This is a genomic window from Arthrobacter sp. LAR12-1-1.1 (assembly GCF_040676555.1).
GTDB lineage: Bacteria > Actinomycetota > Actinomycetes > Actinomycetales > Micrococcaceae > Arthrobacter.
In genome coordinates, this window is sequence record NZ_JBEGIG010000045.1 from 249,789 (window position 1) to 267,081 (window position 17,293).

The following is a 17,293-nucleotide window of genomic DNA, read 5'->3' on the forward strand; positions in this document are numbered from 1 at the left end:
TTTCCTGGCAATTTGTCGAACATATATCGACTATATATCCGAAATGTAGTAAGTCAAGCATTTTCTTCCACCGGCGGGACGTTAGGACATGTGGAACCGACAGCATGGCGTGCGGAGATTTTCCATGTCAGCTTCTGACCGTCCGGCATTGCTGGACCACCTGCGGCCGCAGCAACTCCTCGGGCTCACCGCGACGCCGGAACGCGGCGACGGCGTCGACGTCGCCAAGCAGTTCTTCGACGGCCGCACGGCCAGCGAACTGCGGCTGTGGGACGCCCTGGACGCCGATCTGCTCGTGCCGTTCCACTACTTCGGCGTCTCGGACGACGTCGACCTCAGCCAGCTGGAGTGGAAGCGCGGCAACTACGACGCCGCGCAGCTGAGCAACCTCTACACCGGCAACGACGCCCGCGCGGCCAAGGTGATCCGTGAACTGCGCGATAAGGTCACCAGCACGGACCAGATGCGGGCCATCGGCTTCTGCGTCTCGGTCCAGCACGCCCACTACATGGCGTTGGTGTTCAACCGCGCCGGCATCGCCTCCATTGCCTTCGACGGGAGCACCGACGACGCCGACCGCGCGGCGGCGCTGGAGCGGCTCCGCACCCGGGAGATCAACTGCATCTTCGCCGTCGACCTCTTCAACGAAGGCCTGGACCTGCCGCAGGTGGACACCATCCTGCTGCTCCGCCCCACGCAGAGCGCCACGATCTTCCTCCAGCAGCTGGGACGCGGGCTGCGCCGTGCCGAGGGCAAGGCGGTGCTGACCGTCATGGACTTCATCGGCCAGCAACGTCGCGAGTTCCGCTTCGATCTGCGCTACCGTGCGCTCACCGGCTACGGGCGCAAGGAGCTGGAAAAGGCCGTCGAGGGCGAGTTCCCGTACCTGCCGTCGGGCTCCCAGATTGTGCTGGACCGGGTGGCGCAGAAAGTCGTGCTGGACAATATCAAGGCCCAGCTGCGGTTCAACCGCGGCCAGCTGGTCAAGGACATCGCCCGTACGCGGAGACGGAACTGGAGGCCTACCTGGAGCGGTCCGGAAACGACGTGAAATCGATCTATCGGTCCACCAGGGATTCGTGGATCGGCTACCTCCGCCAGGCCGGCTTGATCGACGGGTTCTCGCCGGTGGAGGCAGTCCTCAGCGGCAGGATTCAGGAGCTCTCCGACGCCGGCGAGAAGAAGCTCCTCGGCCGCATGGCCGCCCTGATTCATGTGGGCGATCCGGAACGGGCGGAGGCTAACTCGATGCTGGTCGAACCTGGTGCGCCCCGCTACGCGGAGCTGGGAGTGCGAGAACCGACCTTCGCCCGCATGCTGTACTACACGCTCTGGGACGACGGCGGGGACTTCCAGTCGTACGACGCCGGCCTCGACTATCTGCGCGGCTACCAGTTCGTCTGCAGCGAGATCCGCCAGCTCGTAAAGCTCGGCGTGGCCGCATCCAAGCATGCCGCCAAGGGTTTGGGAGCGGGACTGCAGCACGTTCCGCTGCTCTCTCACGCCACCTACCGGCGAGAGGAGATCCTGGCGGCCCTGCAATACGGGTCGCTGGAGCTCGGCAAGAACGTGCAGCACCGCGAAGGCGTGGCCTGGTGCCCGGCGACGTCTACCGACGCCTTCTTCGTCACGCTCAACAAAGACGACAAGAAGCATTCGGCTACGACCATGTACCGGGACTACGCCATCAGCCCGGAGCTGTTCCACTGGGAATCGCAGAACGCCACCTCGCCCGGAAGCCCGACGGGCAGGCGGTACCTGGACCGGGCCGCGCACGGCACTAAGATCCTGATCTTCACGCGGGACACGTCAGAGGACGAGACCGGGCTGACCGTACCGTACACGTGCCTCGGCCAGGTGGACTATGTGCAGCACTCCGGGGAGAAACCGATTGCGATCACCTGGAAGCTGCACCGACCGATGCCGGCGGGTGTCTACGCCACGGCGGCTGCGGTGGCTCAATAGGATCCCTGCGGTGAGGCCTATTAGTTGCAGCCGAAATTAGGCAGTCTAAGGTCCTCCGTGGTCTAAGGCTGCGTGCTAGCGGTCGATTGTGTCATTCATCAATCCACGATTCGAGCAGCAAAAGATGCCGGCTTTTGGCGGCCAGTTGCTGTAGGTTACATCCATCAAGATTTTTTCGGAGGAAAAGTGGCAAGGACAGATCGCTCGAAAGAATTCGGATGGCGATGCCAAGTATGTAGCAAATCTTTAACCGCAAAGCCTGTGGCGGGAAAGGTTATCGTGCACGCAGCTAGTAATGGCAGCTTGTGCCCGGGGTCCGGAAAAGCTGCCGCTACCTCCGCTTCACGACGGAAGCCGAGAAAATCACAGGCAGCCCGAGGAAACCATGCGGTTTCAACGGATACATCGAAGTCTAATTCCCGATCTCAAACCCAAAAGTCAGTAACTGCAAAGCGAGAACGCCCCGAAATGCTGCCTACCAAAAAAGCAACTGGAGTATATCCAGATCCCAAGAGTCGCATGAAGGGTGGAGATCACTGGTCGTTCTTTCAGGACACCCCCCGCCAAGATCTGGAGACCGATGCTGGGTGGCGCCGTGTCAGGTTAGGAACATCTCAAGGGACGGGGAAACGGCGCTAACGCCCGCTCTCAAGTGCGCTAGGGCCGGAAATCCAGCGGCTTAATCTCAGTCCCTTCCTTGATTAGCCCCAGCAAATCATCCTGCCGAGCCTGGCCCAGCGTCAGCCGATAATTAGCCAATCCCGAGAGCATCTGCTTGGTCCGAGGTACGTCACGGCTCAACGGGTGGTCCAGGAGCCTTCGCTGGATCTTGTGATCTCCAGGGTAGATCCAGTGGGGAGCGAACTCGGTGCTGGAATCTTCCGGGTGCGCGGCAACGTCAGCTGTAGCCACGGAGAACAGTGTCTCCCACGGGTCAGTCACCCCAGGCTTCAACACCTCGGGGCCGTGGGCTTCAGCGACATTCTTGCGCACCGCATGTCCCAGATACCTATGCACCCGCCCCTCGCGCTGTTCGAAGTCAACGGGGTTGCCGGGCACGTTCCAGTGGATGACCGAGTGCGCCCACCAGTGGAAGTCGATGCCTTCCTGGCCCACAGACGTCGAGGCCAGCACGAACGGCCAGAAGGGGCTATTGAATGCCCGGCGGACATCGGGCATGCGGTTGCTGTCGCCGTCGTCCGTCTTGGCGTTGCTGTACCGGACGGCGAAGCGGACGCCCATCCGGAGGTCCTCGTGGGAGCCATCTGGATACTTCGCGAGCATCTGCGCCGGTTTGAGGGACAAGGAGCGCCGGATGTCATCGGCCAGAGACCACAGCTGCTCGGTGGTGATCTCCCCGGGAGCCTGCTGGCTGCGTAGCTGGAAGACGTACTCGTCGAGCACCGCCTGGAGGTTTCCGGCTTCGCAGTAGCGAAGAACCTTCTGCCAATATCGACCTTCGGGATACAGCTTCTCGAGCAGTTCGGAGACGTCGAGGCGATTGAACAGCGTACGCAGGCCGGTCGCAGCGAGGACTGCCGCCTTCCACATCTCGGTGCCGTCAAAGTCGTTAGGCACGACGCGCTTCAAGGCGCGGTAGAGGCAGTTGGCGGGTGAATTGACGGCCAGATCTGCAATCCCGTCCTCCCAACCCGCTGGCTCACCGGCCGCTGCCGCTAGCATCCGATCAACGTGTGCCAGGTAGAGCCCCGCCTCAGAAACACCCGCTTGCTCGTCGCCGCCGTCGTCGGAAGCCTTTCCCTGCGGCTGGGTGCGTTCGTCCAGCTCCCGTAGCTCCCGCACCGCCAGCTTCGCATCGTCGTACCACTCTGCCGACAGGGCGCCCGGCACGGAGAAGTAGGACGCCCAGGTGCCGAGGCGGCTGGCGGGGTCGACGACGGCGCCGTCCACTATCGCGGAGCCGGCCTCTGCCGCGGCAGCCCGCACCACATCTCCGGGGACCGGGGACCCACTCAAGGAGGCACTCTCCAGCGGGTCACCAGCCAGTGCCAGAGCAGCATGGGGGATGAACAGGGCCAGAGTGGACATGGCCTGGGGCTCGCCGTCGCGGACACGGAACCGCAGACGCCCACGGAAGCGCTTGCGGGCCTCGGCCGTATTTTCCCCGTGAAGCCGAGACTCCTCGAGGATCCGCCGCTCGGCCTCGTAGGAGAGCATCGTGGTGATCGCCGTCGGGGCGGCGTTCCAGGCCGAGAAGACCAGCTGCTTGGTGACGTCAGTACCCACCTCAGCAAAAGCACCGGAAGGCTTCACATAGGGGAGCGACGGCGGCATCCACAGCAGCTTCCACCAGCCTTGACCGACAGTGTGATCGCGCACGGCCCTGAACTTTGCGTTGTCGGTCTCCACGGCCCCGTATCGGCGATAGGCGTCGGGGTCGATGGTTGCCAGGGCCGGCAGCACCGGGTCAACGGCTTCGCGGTCGCAGTGAATCCTGCCGTCCAGCATCCTGCCCACCTTATAGTCGGTGAGGAAGTGCGCAAACATCGGCACGGATTTCCAGTATTCCATCGGATTGCCGGTGCGCGCAGCCCGGAACAAAGCGAACAGGGACTTGTAGCTCCTGAGGTCCCCGGCCCGGACATCCGTCGGTGCCATCTCGATCACGGACAGCATGTCGTCTTTTCCGAGCTGGGGCCGCTCTGTGCGGCTCATAAAGAGCTTCAGGCCCTCCTCGATACGATGCGTCAGCGCATCGTCCGGGACCTGCTTGAGCAGCTGGGTCCGCCGGTCATCCAGATCAGCCTCTAGGCCTTCCATGTACCCTGGCCGTTCGCTGCTGAGGAAACGCAACAGCTGCCGGAAGTCGGCGGCGTGGTCGTCACCGTCCGCTTCGTTCGCACCGGTGTGCGCCTTGTACGGCGTGGCCGAGAGCAGGATCAGCTTGGCGCCGTCGTAGTTCAGGAACTGGCGCGCGAGCTCCGCAGCGGGATCCTCGTCGTCGGGCGCGGTGCCGGGGGAGTACAGCAAATCGCGGAAGCGCTGGAACTCGTCCAGAATGATCAAGTCCGGTTCAAGACAATCCAGCCCGGCTTGGGCCAGGTCTCCCCGGAGACCGCCAATGACGGCGCTCATGCGGGGCCGGACGTCGTCAGTTCCGTCGGTCAAGGCGTCGCGCATCGCCGTTTCAAAGGCAGCAAGATTTCCGCTCTTCGTGGCGAGCTGTCGGAATTTCTCACACACCGAGGTGACGAAGCCCTCTGGATGCAGTTCGGTGAGGCGCTTGATTTCCCAACTGAATCCGGGAACGCCAGCGCCCGACCTCAACAGCTCGACCGCGTCATCCCGGCGTTCGGCTGTAATCACTCCGAGCTGTTCGAGGATTCGAAACAGCACGGCACGCTCCCTGGCCTGGCCGGTTGCCCCGCCGACGTTGAACGACGTGCCCGGCGTCAGCGAGATGAAGTTAACCCGCTTCCGTGTTCCCGGCGCCGCCGGAGCATTGAGCTTGGTCAGCTCGGCAGGCAGAAGCGTCAGCCGGCCCGACTCGATGATGTCCTTCTGCCCGGTAACATTCAGCCGGCTGATGTTTTGCTTGGCCAGGTTAGCATTGGAACAGACGTAGACGACGTCGATGCGGTCTACGCCGGAATCCGGCCGGTCGAGCCGCTCGATCGCCTTCGCGACGACGCCGCGGGCGACCATGCTCTTGCCCAGCCCGGTCTCGTCCGCGACGAGGAAGCGGTCCGCCGGCTGGTCATCCAGATAGAGGCGCTTGAAGACGTGTTCCACGGTCCGGCGCTGAAAGCCCCGGAGGCCGTCCAGCGCGGGCGTTGCATCAAACCCCATGAAGTTCCCCCATGTCTAGTGCCTCCGTGGCTGCCGTCCACAGTGCATGCAGCTGCTGAATCTCCGGATCATCGCCGCGAAGGGCGAACAAGCGGTCCATCACTACCTTCAAATCCGGGAAGACGGAGCCGGCGTCCGGACCCGCCATCGCGCCCACCATCGCCTCGAAGAGTCCGGCGGTGGTGCCGTCTCCGAACCCTGAACCGGCGAACCATCCCGTGCCGGTCCCGGACCCGGGAAGGGCATCCTCCGGGGTGAGGAACAACAGCAGGAACTGCCGGAGCTTCTGCGGATCGTCGAGCTGGCGGGCAATGATCTCGTCCAGCCTTCCGTTGGGATCGGTGCGCAGGCTGCCCTGGATCACGGTGCTCTTGGACAGCCCGGCCGCTGGGTCCTCCAGCGTCAACACCAGATACGGCGTCACGTCAGCCAGCGGTATGGCGTGGAATACGTGTTCGTGCTGACCGCCGGACGGCTCGACGACGGCACTCGGTTGGGGGAGCGAAAGGAGATGAAGTTTCGCGGTGAATTCCCGCAAGGGGGACCAGTCGTGCGAGACGGTCACCGTGAACGTGTTCTTGGCCTCCCCGTCGGGGACGGCGTCGAGGAGGAACCGTTGCGCCGCAGCGTCCCGCAGGGCGTTCTCCAGCCGGAAGGCTGCCACGTCTACTTCCGAGCGGGCCGCGCCGCCGGTGCCCAGATAATCGGCGAAGGGCACGTCCTTGAGACTCTCCCGGATGTGCTGCACCCCCAGGCGTTTCTTGGCTCCCCGCATTTCCAACAGGAACTCCACGTTACGGGTGAAGCCCGCCTCGGTGGCGTTGGCCGACCCGAGAAGCGCGTACGTGTAGTGGTCGAAGTCGCAGAAGTAGGCCTTGGCGTGCAGACCGGTCAGATCGTCCGCCACCCCCTGGATCCCGGACTCGTCCACATCGCTTTGTCCTGACCCCGACGATTCGGGGATGCCGAGTTCGTCAAAAGCCTTGAACGACGTTCGGGTATCACCCACCGTTTTCTCGTTGAGGAGATCCAGCTGGTCCCCGCGTGAGTAGACGTAAAGGTTTTGCGTCCATTTGTCCTGCAGCCGGCCGATGAGCTTGTCATCGAGGAACGGAGAGATGACCAGTTTGTCGTAGCCCAGGAAGGCGGCGTTCCCAGTTTTGTTATTGAGGGCGATGAAGTTCTCCGGGTCGCGGAGGTGCGCCACGATTGAGCCCTGTTCGAAGTCATCGCCCATACCCATCGGCCGGAATGCCAGTCGGTGGATGTCCTCAGGAAGGTCCCAACGGACGTCCGCCAGGCGGGAGGCGAGGCCGCGCACCCTGGCGAACCGCCCGGCGTCGGGCGTCACGGTGCAGAGGTCGGGGAGCCCGGCGATGAAGCGCGCCAAGGGCCCGCTGTCCGGGCCGGCATCTTGGGTGTCCTGGACCGGTTCGCCGTCCAGCCGGACGAGGAGGTCCCAGCTGGCGTCGGTGGTGAGGTTACGGCTGCTGCAGAGGAAGCGGTAGCGGCGCTCAGTGTCGTTTTCGAATTCGAGAAGCCAGACCTTGGGATGGAAGAGCCCGCGCCTGACGCTGACCTGGTGGACCATCGGCTCCAGTAGGGCGAGCAGGTCCGAAGCGTCCGAGGGGGCCTTGATGTGGCCTGCCTGGCAAAAGATATCCACACGGTTAGAGACTTTGCGCAGGGCGCTGAGTACCGCCACCGGATTGGTGAACTCCTCTCCGGAGCCCGCGACGAAGCTCAGCGGTACGGACAGGGCGCTGGTCATGTCCAGTGTGAAGGTGGTGCCCACAGCGTGGGAGAGCCTGAATCCTGCCGGCGGGCGCAACTGCTGGGTGAGTGCCTGCCTGTTTGCCGCCTCAAGCATTCGAATGCCCTTCCAGTGCGAGTCCTGCGTGGATATCCAGGACGTTCCGGCGTACTTGCGCCCAGCGGAACGACAGAGATGCGACTTGGGTGGGCGGATGCCAGGCGCGGAGCCTGCGTTCATTGCGGAACCGCGAGTTGGACTTCTTCATGAGCTTCTCTCGGGTTTCGACGGCGGCCCGGAAGTTTGCATTGTCGATCTGTCTTCCGGGGCTCATCGCCGCGTTGGCCATCTGGCGGGCGAAGTCGGCGGTGTTGCTGTTGATGCCGCTGTTCAGCGCCTTGGCGCGGCCAATGAATCCGTCAACGTCCCAACCGGCGAGGAGCTCGCGCTTGCTGTCCCGCTGGTCCTCCCACGCTGTGAGGAGCTTCTGCGTTGGCTCCACAGTGTCCTCGTCGGAGTTGAATGTGTTCATGGAGAGCTCGGCGAGCAGGTGCTGGTAGAGGATGGTGGCGCCGTTGTGGATGAAGGAGAATGCCTCGCCGTCCTTGAGCCACTGCGCAGGGTCACCTTCCGCGCTCCGGCATGCCGGGTCCAGCCACGGTGCCCAGAGCCCAGGGGTGGGGCTGGTGTCGGAGCCGACGACGTGAGCCAGCATGGTGTCGGGGCAGGTGGTAAGGATGCGTTCCTGCAGCCAGCGGGCTTCTTCGGGGGAGAGCGTGAGGCCGCGGTCCTCCCTTCGCGGGAAACCAGCTGGAGGCTGGGGGAGAGTCTGGTTCCAGACGGAGTAGCTACTTTCGCCTTCCTCGGTGGAAGGGGCGTCAGCGCACATGAGCTGGGCGACGGCGTAGCGGTCAGCGGCTGGGTCAACGATCCCGTAGCGGCGCAGAGCGGACCAGTACGCGGCCGAGGGTAGCTGCCGGACATTCCGGCCCGCATCCCGACCGATGTAGCTCTCCACTTCGAGCTCCTTGAACCGGCCGATCAGCTGCCGCTCAGATTCCTCGGACCGCTTCCGGAGTTCGTCCGGGTTCCTGGTGCCCTTGTGGGCGGATTGGTAGGCCCACGGGACGAGGAGCATGTACCGCGCGCCCAGGTGCAGTACAGATGTGCCCGGGAACAGGCTGTTGCTGATGGCGTCGCGCAGCTGGCCCATGCCGAGGTCATCGGTGGTTTCCGGCGTGCCAAAGAGCTTCACGAGCTCGCGCATCCTCGAGTTTTCTTCAGTGGACGCATCGAGCCAGGAGATGAGGGAGGTCATATCGGTGTGTGCACTCGCTTCGCTTGCCGGGAGGATCTCGTCTTTGAGGTGTCTTCGTGGCTGCGAGTTCTCCCCAGTGTGCACAATAAGGCATCGTGACGATCTTGCCGTGGACCACAGACATTATTGAGCAATCTGTCATCCCGCGCACACGACGACCGACTGTCCGTTGGGCAGAAGACCTTGCGGTCGTGAACGAGCAGTTTCGCCCTGCACAAACCTCGGCCTAGGTGGCCGGCGGCGTTAGTGCAACGTCGATGGCGGACTCCACTGCATCGCGGCGACCTCGGTCGCATAACGCTGTCCCGCTGCCGGAGCGTGGCGGGTTCACCGGCGGGCCGGGCGGCCCCTGGTCCTTCCGGCCTGCCAACCGGGGATGGCGGCGTCCAGAAGTTTGACCTTTTCAGCTTCGAGGTCGCCGCGGCGGTGCTTTTGCCGCTGGGCATGCACCCACACGCCGAGAGTGTGTTCCCGCTCAGAATCGCACTTCTTGTGGCGGGGCCAATCGTTGCCTTCCTCGCGGAATTCCACGAGCTGGGCTAGCCGTCGGTGCCATCTGGTTTCCTCGGCCGCTGCCCTGTGGTTCCACTCCCAGCCGGGGACTCGGGAAAGGCCATCGCCGTAGGCCGCGTGAAGGGTACCGTCGGCGGCCTCGCGCCGGCGGTCAGAGAGCCACCGGGCCATTGATCGTTCCTCTTTGTTCTCGGAGCGGTCGCGGGGGAACCGGTGCTCGGCCGTAATCCAGACGATGATCTGTTCCATGCGGGCAAGGGCCGCAGGGGAGGGACTGGTTCCGGTGTCGGTGGCGGCCAAGTGAGCAGCCTCGAGTCCCGGGTCCTGGCGGCGTGCGATGACGAGGTGGTAACCGACGGTGGCCGGCTCAGCGCGCACCAGCTCAGCGATGCGTTTCCGGCTCAGCCCGAGCCGGTACATCAACACCCATTCCGCGTCAGGGGCGCGCCGCAACTGCCTGTCCATGATGGAGGATATCCTGCCACGGCACCGGCTCGGAACGGCCCCTCGTTGGGGCGATTTTCTGATGCCGTCGGGTCGTGACCCTGACATTAATCAGGTTGTTCAACGTCCACCCCGTCCGACGGGGCCGCCCAAACCCGTCATCGTCAGCGAAACCGGCGCCGCGCTGAGGCACTGCCTGTCCAACTTATAGGAACTTCTAGGGGGTTCTACGGTTTTCCCTAGAACCCGCTAGAAGTCCGTAGAACTGCGGGGTTGAAACCGGCGGAACCCCCATGGACCGGGCGAGGTGAAAATGGCAGTTTGATTCAGAACCCGTGTGACGGCTGGAACGACCGATGCCACCCCTTCGTCCGGACCAAGACCCGGGAACGCGACACTAGATCCGAAGGACACCTACTGTCGGGCTACTGTAGATCATCCGGGACGCCGAATCGCCTTCCAATGAGTACGCGAATGGCCGCGAGTAGATGCTGATTTGCGGCACCCGCTGCACGGTGTGATCCACGTCGCAGTCCTCTTTGGTTTATCCACAGGATTGACTACAATGGATCAATACCTTTCCCCCGCTGAGCTGGTTACTGCGTCATAAAAGTGGCCACCGTGGCGGGGTCTTTTCTTGTATGACCACCAAAGGAGAAGTCCGTGTCTACCACCAACAGCGCAACTGCGGCTTGGCTTACCCAGGAAGCTTTTGACCGCCTGAAGGCAGAGCTGGACCACCTTTCCGGCCCCGGCCGGGCAGAAATCGTCCAGAAGATCGAAGCTGCGCGCCAGGAGGGCGACCTCAAGGAGAACGGCGGCTACCACGCTGCCAAGGAGGAGCAGGGCAAGATCGAAGCCCGCATCCGCCAGCTCACGGCCCTTCTCCGGGACGCCCACGTCGGCGAGGCACCGGCCGACGACGGCATCGTCGAGCCCGGCATGATCGTCGTGGCCAAGATCGCAGGCGACGAGGAAACCTTCCTCCTCGGCTCCCGCGAGATCGCCGGCGACTCGGACCTGGATGTCTTCAGCGAGAAGTCCCCCCTCGGCGCGGCAATCGTCGGCCACAAGGAGGGCGACAAGCTCAGCTACACCGCCCCGAACGGCAAGGACATCACGGTGGAGATCATGTCCGCCAAGCCGTACGCCGGCTGACACCGCACATTCGTTCCCGCACGGGACGCCATGACGAAATTTAGCGACGCCGGCCTCCCCTTCGCGGGGAGGCCGGCGTCGTGTTTTCCGCCTGTTAGCCGTGGCAGCCGGGCGGGTTGGCCTGGAGGGTCTCCCCTGTGGTCAGCGTGCGGCGGGCAGCGCCCGCGGGCGCCGGGTGCTCAGCAGCAGCGCGGCTGTGACGCCGCCAATCGCCCCACCCAAGTGCGCCTGCCACGAGACGAAACTTGCCACGGTGGGCAGGACTCCGAAATGGTCCATGGTCCGCCTCGGTGACGCGAAGCCCTTGGCTGTTGTGGACCTCTCGGAGATGATGAATGCAGCGGACTGAGAGGGGCGAGCTAATGTCCGATGTTGATGAGGAAACCCGGACCTCCAGGGACCAAACCATTCTCCGGATACGGAGCGGAATCCGCGCGGCCCAACTTCGGGTCGCCTTGGACGAGATACGTAGGCGGGAGATGCCGGAGGCGGTGGTGCGGCTGGCGCAGCGAACGCCCCCGAAGCTGCCCTCTCCATTCGATACTTTGAGAACCCCGGATGGGAAGCTCCGGAGGGATCCGGAGGCTCGGAGAGAATTGGCTCTGCATGTGCGCCGGAATATTCTGGCCGCTCAGCTGCGGGTCGCCTTGGACAAGGAACGGGGCCGGGTGACTCCCGAAGCCGTGACGAGGCTAGCCCAGTTGGAGCTTCCAGAACTGGACTAAGCTTCCGGCGTCGCCTCGGAGCAATTGGCCCCTAGCTGATCAACGGGGCCGGACGCCGCTTGAAATGAACTCATACGCCCGAATCCACCTAGGTTGTCTGATCTATTGCAGATGCTTGGACATGACGAGTTCTCCCCAGCTTCGCTCTACGTGCGCTGTCTGGGCTGCCCATCTCCGAGTCTGAGTCCCCACGCGACAAAGACGCAGAGGACAACGGTTGCCGATCCAGAGAATCAATACCTGTTGGACCGAGATCTCTCTCATGTCACAGGGCTTGCAGCGATGGGGTGCGTAGCCCGGAACAGAGATTGAGATGACTTCCACAAACCACGAACAGAACCGTGAACTTCAGCAGGATGCGCGCGCTTGGGCAGATTTCACCGGCACGAACTACACGGACGCGCTGCGGCAGATTACCTCTCCGCTGGCACACAGGCTCCTTGGTGATCGAGTCAGTGAACGGCGGCTGACAGGGAAAATTGCCGCTGCTCTGGCTGACAAGGCCGGGCTGGCATACGCGTGACTCTCCTGGACGCCGCCCGCGACGATTACCGAGTGCCCACGGCTCTGCATGAGGCTGGTCATGCTGTCGCCTATCTCAGCATCGGGCGCGAGTTCGAATATGTGTCTGCCGCTGAATGGCAGCTTGTCGGGAAAGGGCAGGCAATAGACGCCTGGGACCGAGCTGTAACCGCTATGGCGGGCCCAGCTGTTGAGTCGATTACGTACCATTCCGGCCGCGGCGGTGACGCGGAAATCTTTGGATGGATCGTCGATCAGCTCCACCAGCGGCGGGAGTTTGCTGAAGCAGAACCCTGCGACGAACCGGACGACTACATCAACGCCGGACCTTACGCGGAGGCGGCGTTGCCGGTGGCATTGGCTACTGTCACGTCCTCTTGGGAGGATATCGAGCGGATCGCCGCGGCCGCACTGAACATCGGGCGCTTGACGTATGACGAGGTACTGCGTCTAACAGCCGGCGGAAGGTTCCTGGTCGATGCCGTCAGTCGGTGGCAGGCAGTCGCGGAACAAGGCTAGGCGTATGGGAAACACTTCTGATACGACCCGATTGTTAGTGCAAGTCAGCATGCCTGATTTATCAGTGCGCCATTTATTGCCTCAGATTGGTGCATCCGGCTGAGGTTGTGCTCAGAGCTGCTGCTTAAGCCAGTCAGGCATTTTCGGATCACCAATTGCCCACGTGTCCACTACTTGCTCGTCTTCCTGCCAAGTGTTTTCATTGCCGTCGAAGAACTTCTGTCTGTGGCATTTGTACTTTACGACATTGTCACCTTCGAGCCTGTACTCGTTCCAGTAGTAGTTCTGCTTTCCGTACCCGTTCCATTCTTTGGTCCTGTAGATCGCCATCACGTATGCCCCGATCTCCTTGTAAAGGGAATACTCTCCTGCAGTTGAGAGAGCAGCCAAGTGTGTGCAGTTTTTAAAGTTTGTGCAGTCTGCAGCGTCGCTGCTCTCGAGTCTAAGTCTTCAGCGGCAAAGTCACCGAGTCGAGGGAATTCGGGGCAGTCCCGACTAAGAGAAGTTTATGAGCAGGGCGCCCAGCTCTGAGTGGAGTCCCTTGATCACGTTCGTGTCCAGCGGCAGCCTGACAATCGGCTCGACGTCGCCGGGCTCGAAGAAATGGAGGTCCATTACGGGTTGCTCATCTTCTTCATCTTGTCCTGCGCAAAACTTGATCCAGCCGATGTCTTTGGGGTAGTCAAACAGAGCCGCCATGCTTCCCGGAGCAGGCGGTGTCCGCCTCTCATCCACGCCGTTGTCGTAAATTACGTATTCGGTGTAGCACTCATTGGGTTCTTGATGGTCGGTGCACCATGACTTGCAGGTCGATGTTGCGCTCATGCCGATTCCTTTGTTTGGTTGCCTCTTCCATCTGTACCTTAGCGGGGAACCATACGTCGCGGCCCGCGATGGGATCCCGGGCTCTACCGGCTTAGCCGTAGCGACGTCTGGTGGAGTTTCGCTGTAGGTGCCGCTGAGTTTGGCCGCGGTGATGTTAGGAGACTTATGGGACTGTCTGCGATAAGGCTGGCTTTTAGGGTGTCAGGTGAAATCCAGCTAACAGTCAGCAAATTAACATGACAAGTGGCTCTGCCCCGAAGGTCCTCATTGTTGGTGTCGTCGTCTTCGTCGTAGGGGCAATAGTCGGTCTCACGCCAGTCACGTTGGGAGACTACAGTTGCGGATCAGCTTGGTTCCCCGGACTCTGTAAGCCTGGCGTCCTCAGCTCCGCGACCACAACATCAACTGTTCTGGTTATTGTCTGGGCGGTCGCGGCCATTGTTGGTTTGGTGGTCAGCAATCAAGGCGACTTTTCCGACAAGTAGCGCTTGGCCCCGGGCGGTGACCTTTTGGTCCCTCCGGCGCCTATCCACGAGTAGAGCCGGTCGGGACTGACCCGGATTTCGTTGACCCACTGACTCCCGGCTCAGGCACGCTGGACCAGTCGCTGCAGCGCCTTGTCGTAGACATAGTCGGTGATTTCGCCGGACATGATCATTGCGACGGCCTTGTTGATGGTCTCCAGCGGCACCACAAACCACTCCGAGGGGTCGTAGTCGCGGCCCTTCCGGTCGACCTGCGTCAAGTCCAGACGCACCTCAGCGAACACGCGATGCAAGAGGTGCTCCAGCCACGACGCACGCACGTTGTAGAGCCGGTAGTCCGCCAGGACCTTCACGGGTGCCATCAGGTAGGTCGGCGAATTCGCCGCGTTTTTGATGCGGGTCTCGACGTTGGTAGTGGAGAAGCCGATCTTGTGGAGGTCCTTCATCCCCGCGACTACAGGATCTTCGGTGAGCGACTGCAGTACGTAGATGTGACCGCTCTCCACGTCGGCGTCGAGGACTTCGGTGGCATCGTGGCCTGTCCGCGCCAGGACCTGGCCCTGCGCCTCGTACATGCGGGTCATGAGGCTCTGTTTGTACATCGCCGACTCCGTGCCGTTCTCGAAGACGACGCGCAGGCGCTGCTTCTGCCTCGGCTTGCCACCGACGACCAAATCCACGTCCTCACCGACCTCAGCCACGAAGCACATGACGCCGCTCAGCACAAAGAACCCGCCCTCCCGGATGAGATCCATGCCAGTGAAGGGCATGAGCTTGTACGTGCCCTCGGCCAGCTCGGCGTGCTTCGCCTTGAACAGCGGCTCGAACATGTCGAAGTCCTCGGCCTTCACCCGCTGAGCGACCGAGTCCGGAGACTCAGGACGCTTGATCACGGGCAGATCCGACACGTCGAGGATGCCGCTCTCGTCGCCCAGGAGATCGTCCAGGTCATCGCTCTCGAGAAGATCGTCGAGCGACTCGGGAGCTGCCTCCACAGCCAGTAGCTCGTACTCCGTGTCGAGGTGTTTGAGCGCCGCAATCTTCTCGTCGTTGGCGAGGATGCCCTCGAGACGGGCCCCGAGCTTCCGCTCTGCGATCTCCCGCGTCGCCGAGCTCGGCAGGCGCTCGTGCGTCCGGCGGAACTCCACGATCTCCAGGAACGCACGCTCGAGCCGGTCGGACGAGGTGATCTTCTTGGGTTTCTCTGGCGCGTCGAGCAGCCCGTCGAGGTCGTTGTCGATGAGGTCCTGCAGGGAGGACGGTGCCGCCTCTAAAATGTCGTCGTTCTCGCTCATTCGTCCGTCACCATTTCAGTCGCGCGCTTTTGGGCTTCGAGCTTCTGCTTGGCCCGCTGGAGCCACAGCAGCGCGTCAGCGTACCGTTTCTCGGCCGGGTCCTCTGCCCGCGAGTCCGGTCGTCGACCGTTGACCTTGACCCAGTTCTTGATCCGCGGAACGAGTGCCAGCGCTTCTTCCTCGGTGAACTCGACGCGGGTGGCCGTGATCTGGTCCTGGATGATCCGGAGTACCGAGGGGGTCACCGACTTGGACATGACCTCGAAGGCGCGCTGGAAGGGGTTCACCGAGTCGATGAGGTTGATGGTGAGCTCGTCGATGTTGACGAACTTCTCGGCCATCTTGATAAACCGTTTGTCTCCGACTTCGCGAACCTCACCGTTCTTGACCACCGAGTCCACGACGACCTGCTGCCGCACCTCCTCGACCTGCGAATCGGTAAGGTCCGGGTACTTTTCCCGGATGATCTTCGGGATCAGGACCTTGTTGGCGGTTTCTGCGTCGATCGAGCCCGCTGCTGCGCGTGCGAAGGTGTCGTCTTGCAAGATCGTGGCTTTCAGGTCATTCAGGTCCGTCTCGACGATCTGCTTTACACGCTCCGTCGAGGGCTCCTTGAAGCCCTTGATCTTGAGCTGACCGGGGATCTTCGAGTCGTCACCGTCGAACTTCTTTGTTTTGAAGGTGAAGTTCTGTGCGAGTACCTGCTCCATGAGCAAAGATGCCGTAATGGCCTTCAGCATGTTGTTCACTGAGACCTTCACCTCACCCTGAGTGGCGTCGGGCTCAGCGATCAGGTTCGTGAACTGGGCATGCTCCTTGCCGGGACTGTCGCGGGTGACGCGGCCGATGATCTGAATGACCTCGGTCAGCGAGGCACGGTACCCGACAGTCAGGGCGTGCTCGGCAAAAGGCCAGTCGAAGCCTTCTTTCGCCATGCCCAGGGCGACGATGATGTCCACTCCATCTCGCTCTTTGGAAGCGACGTGGGAGAGATAGTGGAGCGTGTCGGCACGCTTCTTTTGATCAGTGTCGTCCACGAGATCAGCGACCCGAAGAATCTCACCAGTGTCAGCGCGGCGGATGCTGATGATTCCGGTATCGGGGTCGGTGCCCTCGACGTGACCGATCGCGTCGATGATGAACCCGACTTCTTCGATCTTGTCCTTGGTGGACTCGCCCGAATTGACGTTCGGAATGTGAACGATCGTCTTCTTGTCCAGGTGCAGGACCTCACCTATCGCATCGGTATAGCGGCCCTGGTAGAAGTGATGCCCGATACCGAGCGAGTGCAAGTGCTCATAGCCGTTGAGCTGGTCGTAGTAGTTGAACGTGACCGGCGTGAACTGTGCTTCGTCCTCCGCAGACAGCACCGGCACTGAGTCGCCGCGGAAGTACGAACCTGTCATCGCGACGATGTGCACGTCCGAGCCGTTCATGACGTCCCGCAGGAGCGCACCCAACCGGTTGGACTCTGTGTCCGCTGAGACATGGTGGAACTCATCGATCGCCAGCACAGCGCCGTTGAACGCTTCCGGTGCAAGCTTCTCAAACGCGAACCGCAGAGTTGCGTGCGTGCAAACCAGCGTGGCGTCGGGGCCTTCAAGGAACTTGATGAACGCTCCTACCTTGCCCTGTGAGGAACCGGGGTCACAAAGGTTGTGCTCGTCTTTGATTTCCCAGTCTGCGAAGAACCCACTGGCGGTGAGTTTCGTCGAGGAGAAGGAAGCTCCGATTGATCGCTCGGGAACGGCGACGATGATCTTCTTCCTGCCCTGGTTATAGAGCTTGTCGAGCGCCACAAACATTAACGCGCGCGATTTGCCGGAGGCCGGCGGAGCCTTGACTAGAAGGTGCTGGGAATCTCTCTTGGCGAAGACGCGCTGCTGCATCTCTCGCATGCCCCAGTCGTCGGTGTTGACCGACGACTTCGTGCGCTCATAGGTCACATCAACGATGTTCAT

13 protein-coding genes and 1 pseudogene are annotated in these 17,293 nt (G+C 62.2%); 5 read left to right on the plus strand and 9 right to left on the minus strand.

Annotated features, from left to right (window positions below):
- Positions 1-124: 124 nt before the first annotated feature.
- Both MRBLAR12_RS19695 and MRBLAR12_RS19700 read left to right on the plus strand, forming a co-directional pair.
- On the plus strand, positions 125-1,051 hold the full coding sequence (locus MRBLAR12_RS19695) for a DEAD/DEAH box helicase (protein WP_364747822.1): 927 nt from the start codon (positions 125-127) through the stop codon (positions 1,049-1,051).
- Positions 1,048-1,965, plus strand: coding sequence for a DUF3427 domain-containing protein (locus MRBLAR12_RS19700; RefSeq protein ID WP_364747824.1), 918 nt, complete (start codon positions 1,048-1,050; stop codon positions 1,963-1,965). Before MRBLAR12_RS19695 ends, MRBLAR12_RS19700 begins: the two co-directional genes overlap by 4 nt.
- A 657-nt stretch (positions 1,966-2,622) precedes the next feature.
- On the opposite strand, the gene MRBLAR12_RS19705 is transcribed toward MRBLAR12_RS19700, so the two are convergent.
- The 4 genes from MRBLAR12_RS19705 to MRBLAR12_RS19720 form a co-directional block, all read right to left on the minus strand.
- Positions 2,623-5,775 (minus strand): helicase C-terminal domain-containing protein, encoded by a 3,153-nt coding sequence (locus MRBLAR12_RS19705; protein WP_364747826.1) that lies wholly within the window; start codon positions 5,773-5,775, stop codon positions 2,623-2,625.
- Positions 5,765-7,645, minus strand: a complete 1,881-nt coding sequence (locus MRBLAR12_RS19710) for a phospholipase D family protein (RefSeq protein WP_364747827.1) — start codon at positions 7,643-7,645, stop codon at positions 5,765-5,767. The genes MRBLAR12_RS19705 and MRBLAR12_RS19710 overlap by 11 nt, the downstream gene beginning before the upstream one ends.
- Complete coding sequence (locus MRBLAR12_RS19715; RefSeq protein ID WP_364747829.1) at positions 7,638-8,846, minus strand: DUF6361 family protein; 1,209 nt, start codon at positions 8,844-8,846, stop codon at positions 7,638-7,640. Before MRBLAR12_RS19715 ends, MRBLAR12_RS19710 begins: the two co-directional genes overlap by 8 nt.
- 327 nt (positions 8,847-9,173) lie before the next feature.
- Complete coding sequence (locus MRBLAR12_RS19720; RefSeq protein WP_364747831.1) at positions 9,174-9,824, minus strand: helicase associated domain-containing protein; 651 nt, start codon at positions 9,822-9,824, stop codon at positions 9,174-9,176.
- Positions 9,825-10,466: 642 nt separating this feature from the next.
- On the opposite strand from MRBLAR12_RS19720, the gene greA reads away from it, so the two are divergent.
- Complete coding sequence (gene greA, locus MRBLAR12_RS19725) at positions 10,467-10,961, plus strand: transcription elongation factor GreA (RefSeq protein WP_091250802.1); 495 nt, start codon at positions 10,467-10,469, stop codon at positions 10,959-10,961.
- 141 nt (positions 10,962-11,102) lie between these two features.
- On the opposite strand, the pseudogene MRBLAR12_RS19730 reads toward greA, so the two are convergent.
- Positions 11,103-11,231, minus strand: a pseudogene (locus MRBLAR12_RS19730) (rhomboid family intramembrane serine protease); the annotation flags it as partial.
- Between the two features lie 768 nt (positions 11,232-11,999).
- Here MRBLAR12_RS19730 and MRBLAR12_RS19735 point away from each other — a divergent pair.
- Both MRBLAR12_RS19735 and MRBLAR12_RS19740 read left to right on the plus strand, forming a co-directional pair.
- A complete protein-coding gene (locus MRBLAR12_RS19735; RefSeq protein ID WP_364747833.1) occupies positions 12,000-12,209 on the plus strand; it encodes a hypothetical protein in 210 nt (69 codons plus the stop codon).
- On the plus strand, positions 12,206-12,727 hold the full coding sequence (locus tag MRBLAR12_RS19740; protein ID WP_364747835.1) for a hypothetical protein: 522 nt from the start codon (positions 12,206-12,208) through the stop codon (positions 12,725-12,727). The genes MRBLAR12_RS19735 and MRBLAR12_RS19740 overlap by 4 nt, the downstream gene beginning before the upstream one ends.
- A gap of 111 nt (positions 12,728-12,838) precedes the next feature.
- Here the strand turns inward: MRBLAR12_RS19740 and MRBLAR12_RS19745 are convergent, their stop codons facing one another.
- The 4 genes from MRBLAR12_RS19745 to MRBLAR12_RS19760 form a co-directional block, all read right to left on the minus strand.
- Complete coding sequence (locus MRBLAR12_RS19745) at positions 12,839-13,117, minus strand: hypothetical protein (RefSeq protein WP_364747837.1); 279 nt, start codon at positions 13,115-13,117, stop codon at positions 12,839-12,841.
- A 105-nt stretch (positions 13,118-13,222) separates the two neighbouring features.
- Positions 13,223-13,552, minus strand: coding sequence for a hypothetical protein (locus MRBLAR12_RS19750; protein WP_364747839.1), 330 nt, complete (start codon positions 13,550-13,552; stop codon positions 13,223-13,225).
- Positions 13,553-14,138: 586 nt separating this feature from the next.
- The gene (locus MRBLAR12_RS19755) at positions 14,139-15,332 is read right to left on the minus strand and encodes a GIY-YIG nuclease family protein (protein ID WP_364747841.1); all 1,194 of its coding nucleotides are present in this window, start codon (positions 15,330-15,332) and stop codon (positions 14,139-14,141) included.
- Positions 15,329-17,293 carry a DEAD/DEAH box helicase gene (locus MRBLAR12_RS19760; protein WP_364747843.1) on the minus strand — a complete coding sequence of 655 codons (1,965 nt, stop codon included), beginning with the start codon at positions 17,291-17,293 and terminating at the stop codon, positions 15,329-15,331. Before MRBLAR12_RS19760 ends, MRBLAR12_RS19755 begins: the two co-directional genes overlap by 4 nt.

What these genes read in the sequence shown, in the direction of transcription:
- MRBLAR12_RS19755 (WP_364747841.1), bottom strand. Translation starts at nt 15,332, where the DNA reads ATGAGCGAGAACGACGACATTTTAGAGGCGGCACCGTCCTCCCTGCAG.
- MRBLAR12_RS19760 (WP_364747843.1), bottom strand. Translation starts at nt 17,293, where the DNA reads ATGAACATCGTTGATGTGACCTATGAGCGCACGAAGTCGTCGGTCAAC.
- MRBLAR12_RS19705 (WP_364747826.1), bottom strand. Translation starts at nt 5,775, where the DNA reads ATGGGGTTTGATGCAACGCCCGCGCTGGACGGCCTCCGGGGCTTTCAG.
- MRBLAR12_RS19720 (WP_364747831.1), bottom strand. Translation starts at nt 9,824, where the DNA reads ATGGACAGGCAGTTGCGGCGCGCCCCTGACGCGGAATGGGTGTTGATG.
- MRBLAR12_RS19750 (WP_364747839.1), bottom strand. Translation starts at nt 13,552, where the DNA reads ATGAGCGCAACATCGACCTGCAAGTCATGGTGCACCGACCATCAAGAA.
- MRBLAR12_RS19710 (WP_364747827.1), bottom strand. Translation starts at nt 7,645, where the DNA reads ATGCTTGAGGCGGCAAACAGGCAGGCACTCACCCAGCAGTTGCGCCCG.
- MRBLAR12_RS19715 (WP_364747829.1), bottom strand. Translation starts at nt 8,846, where the DNA reads ATGACCTCCCTCATCTCCTGGCTCGATGCGTCCACTGAAGAAAACTCG.
- MRBLAR12_RS19735 (WP_364747833.1), top strand. Translation starts at nt 12,000, where the DNA reads ATGACTTCCACAAACCACGAACAGAACCGTGAACTTCAGCAGGATGCG.
- MRBLAR12_RS19695 (WP_364747822.1), top strand. Translation starts at nt 125, where the DNA reads ATGTCAGCTTCTGACCGTCCGGCATTGCTGGACCACCTGCGGCCGCAG.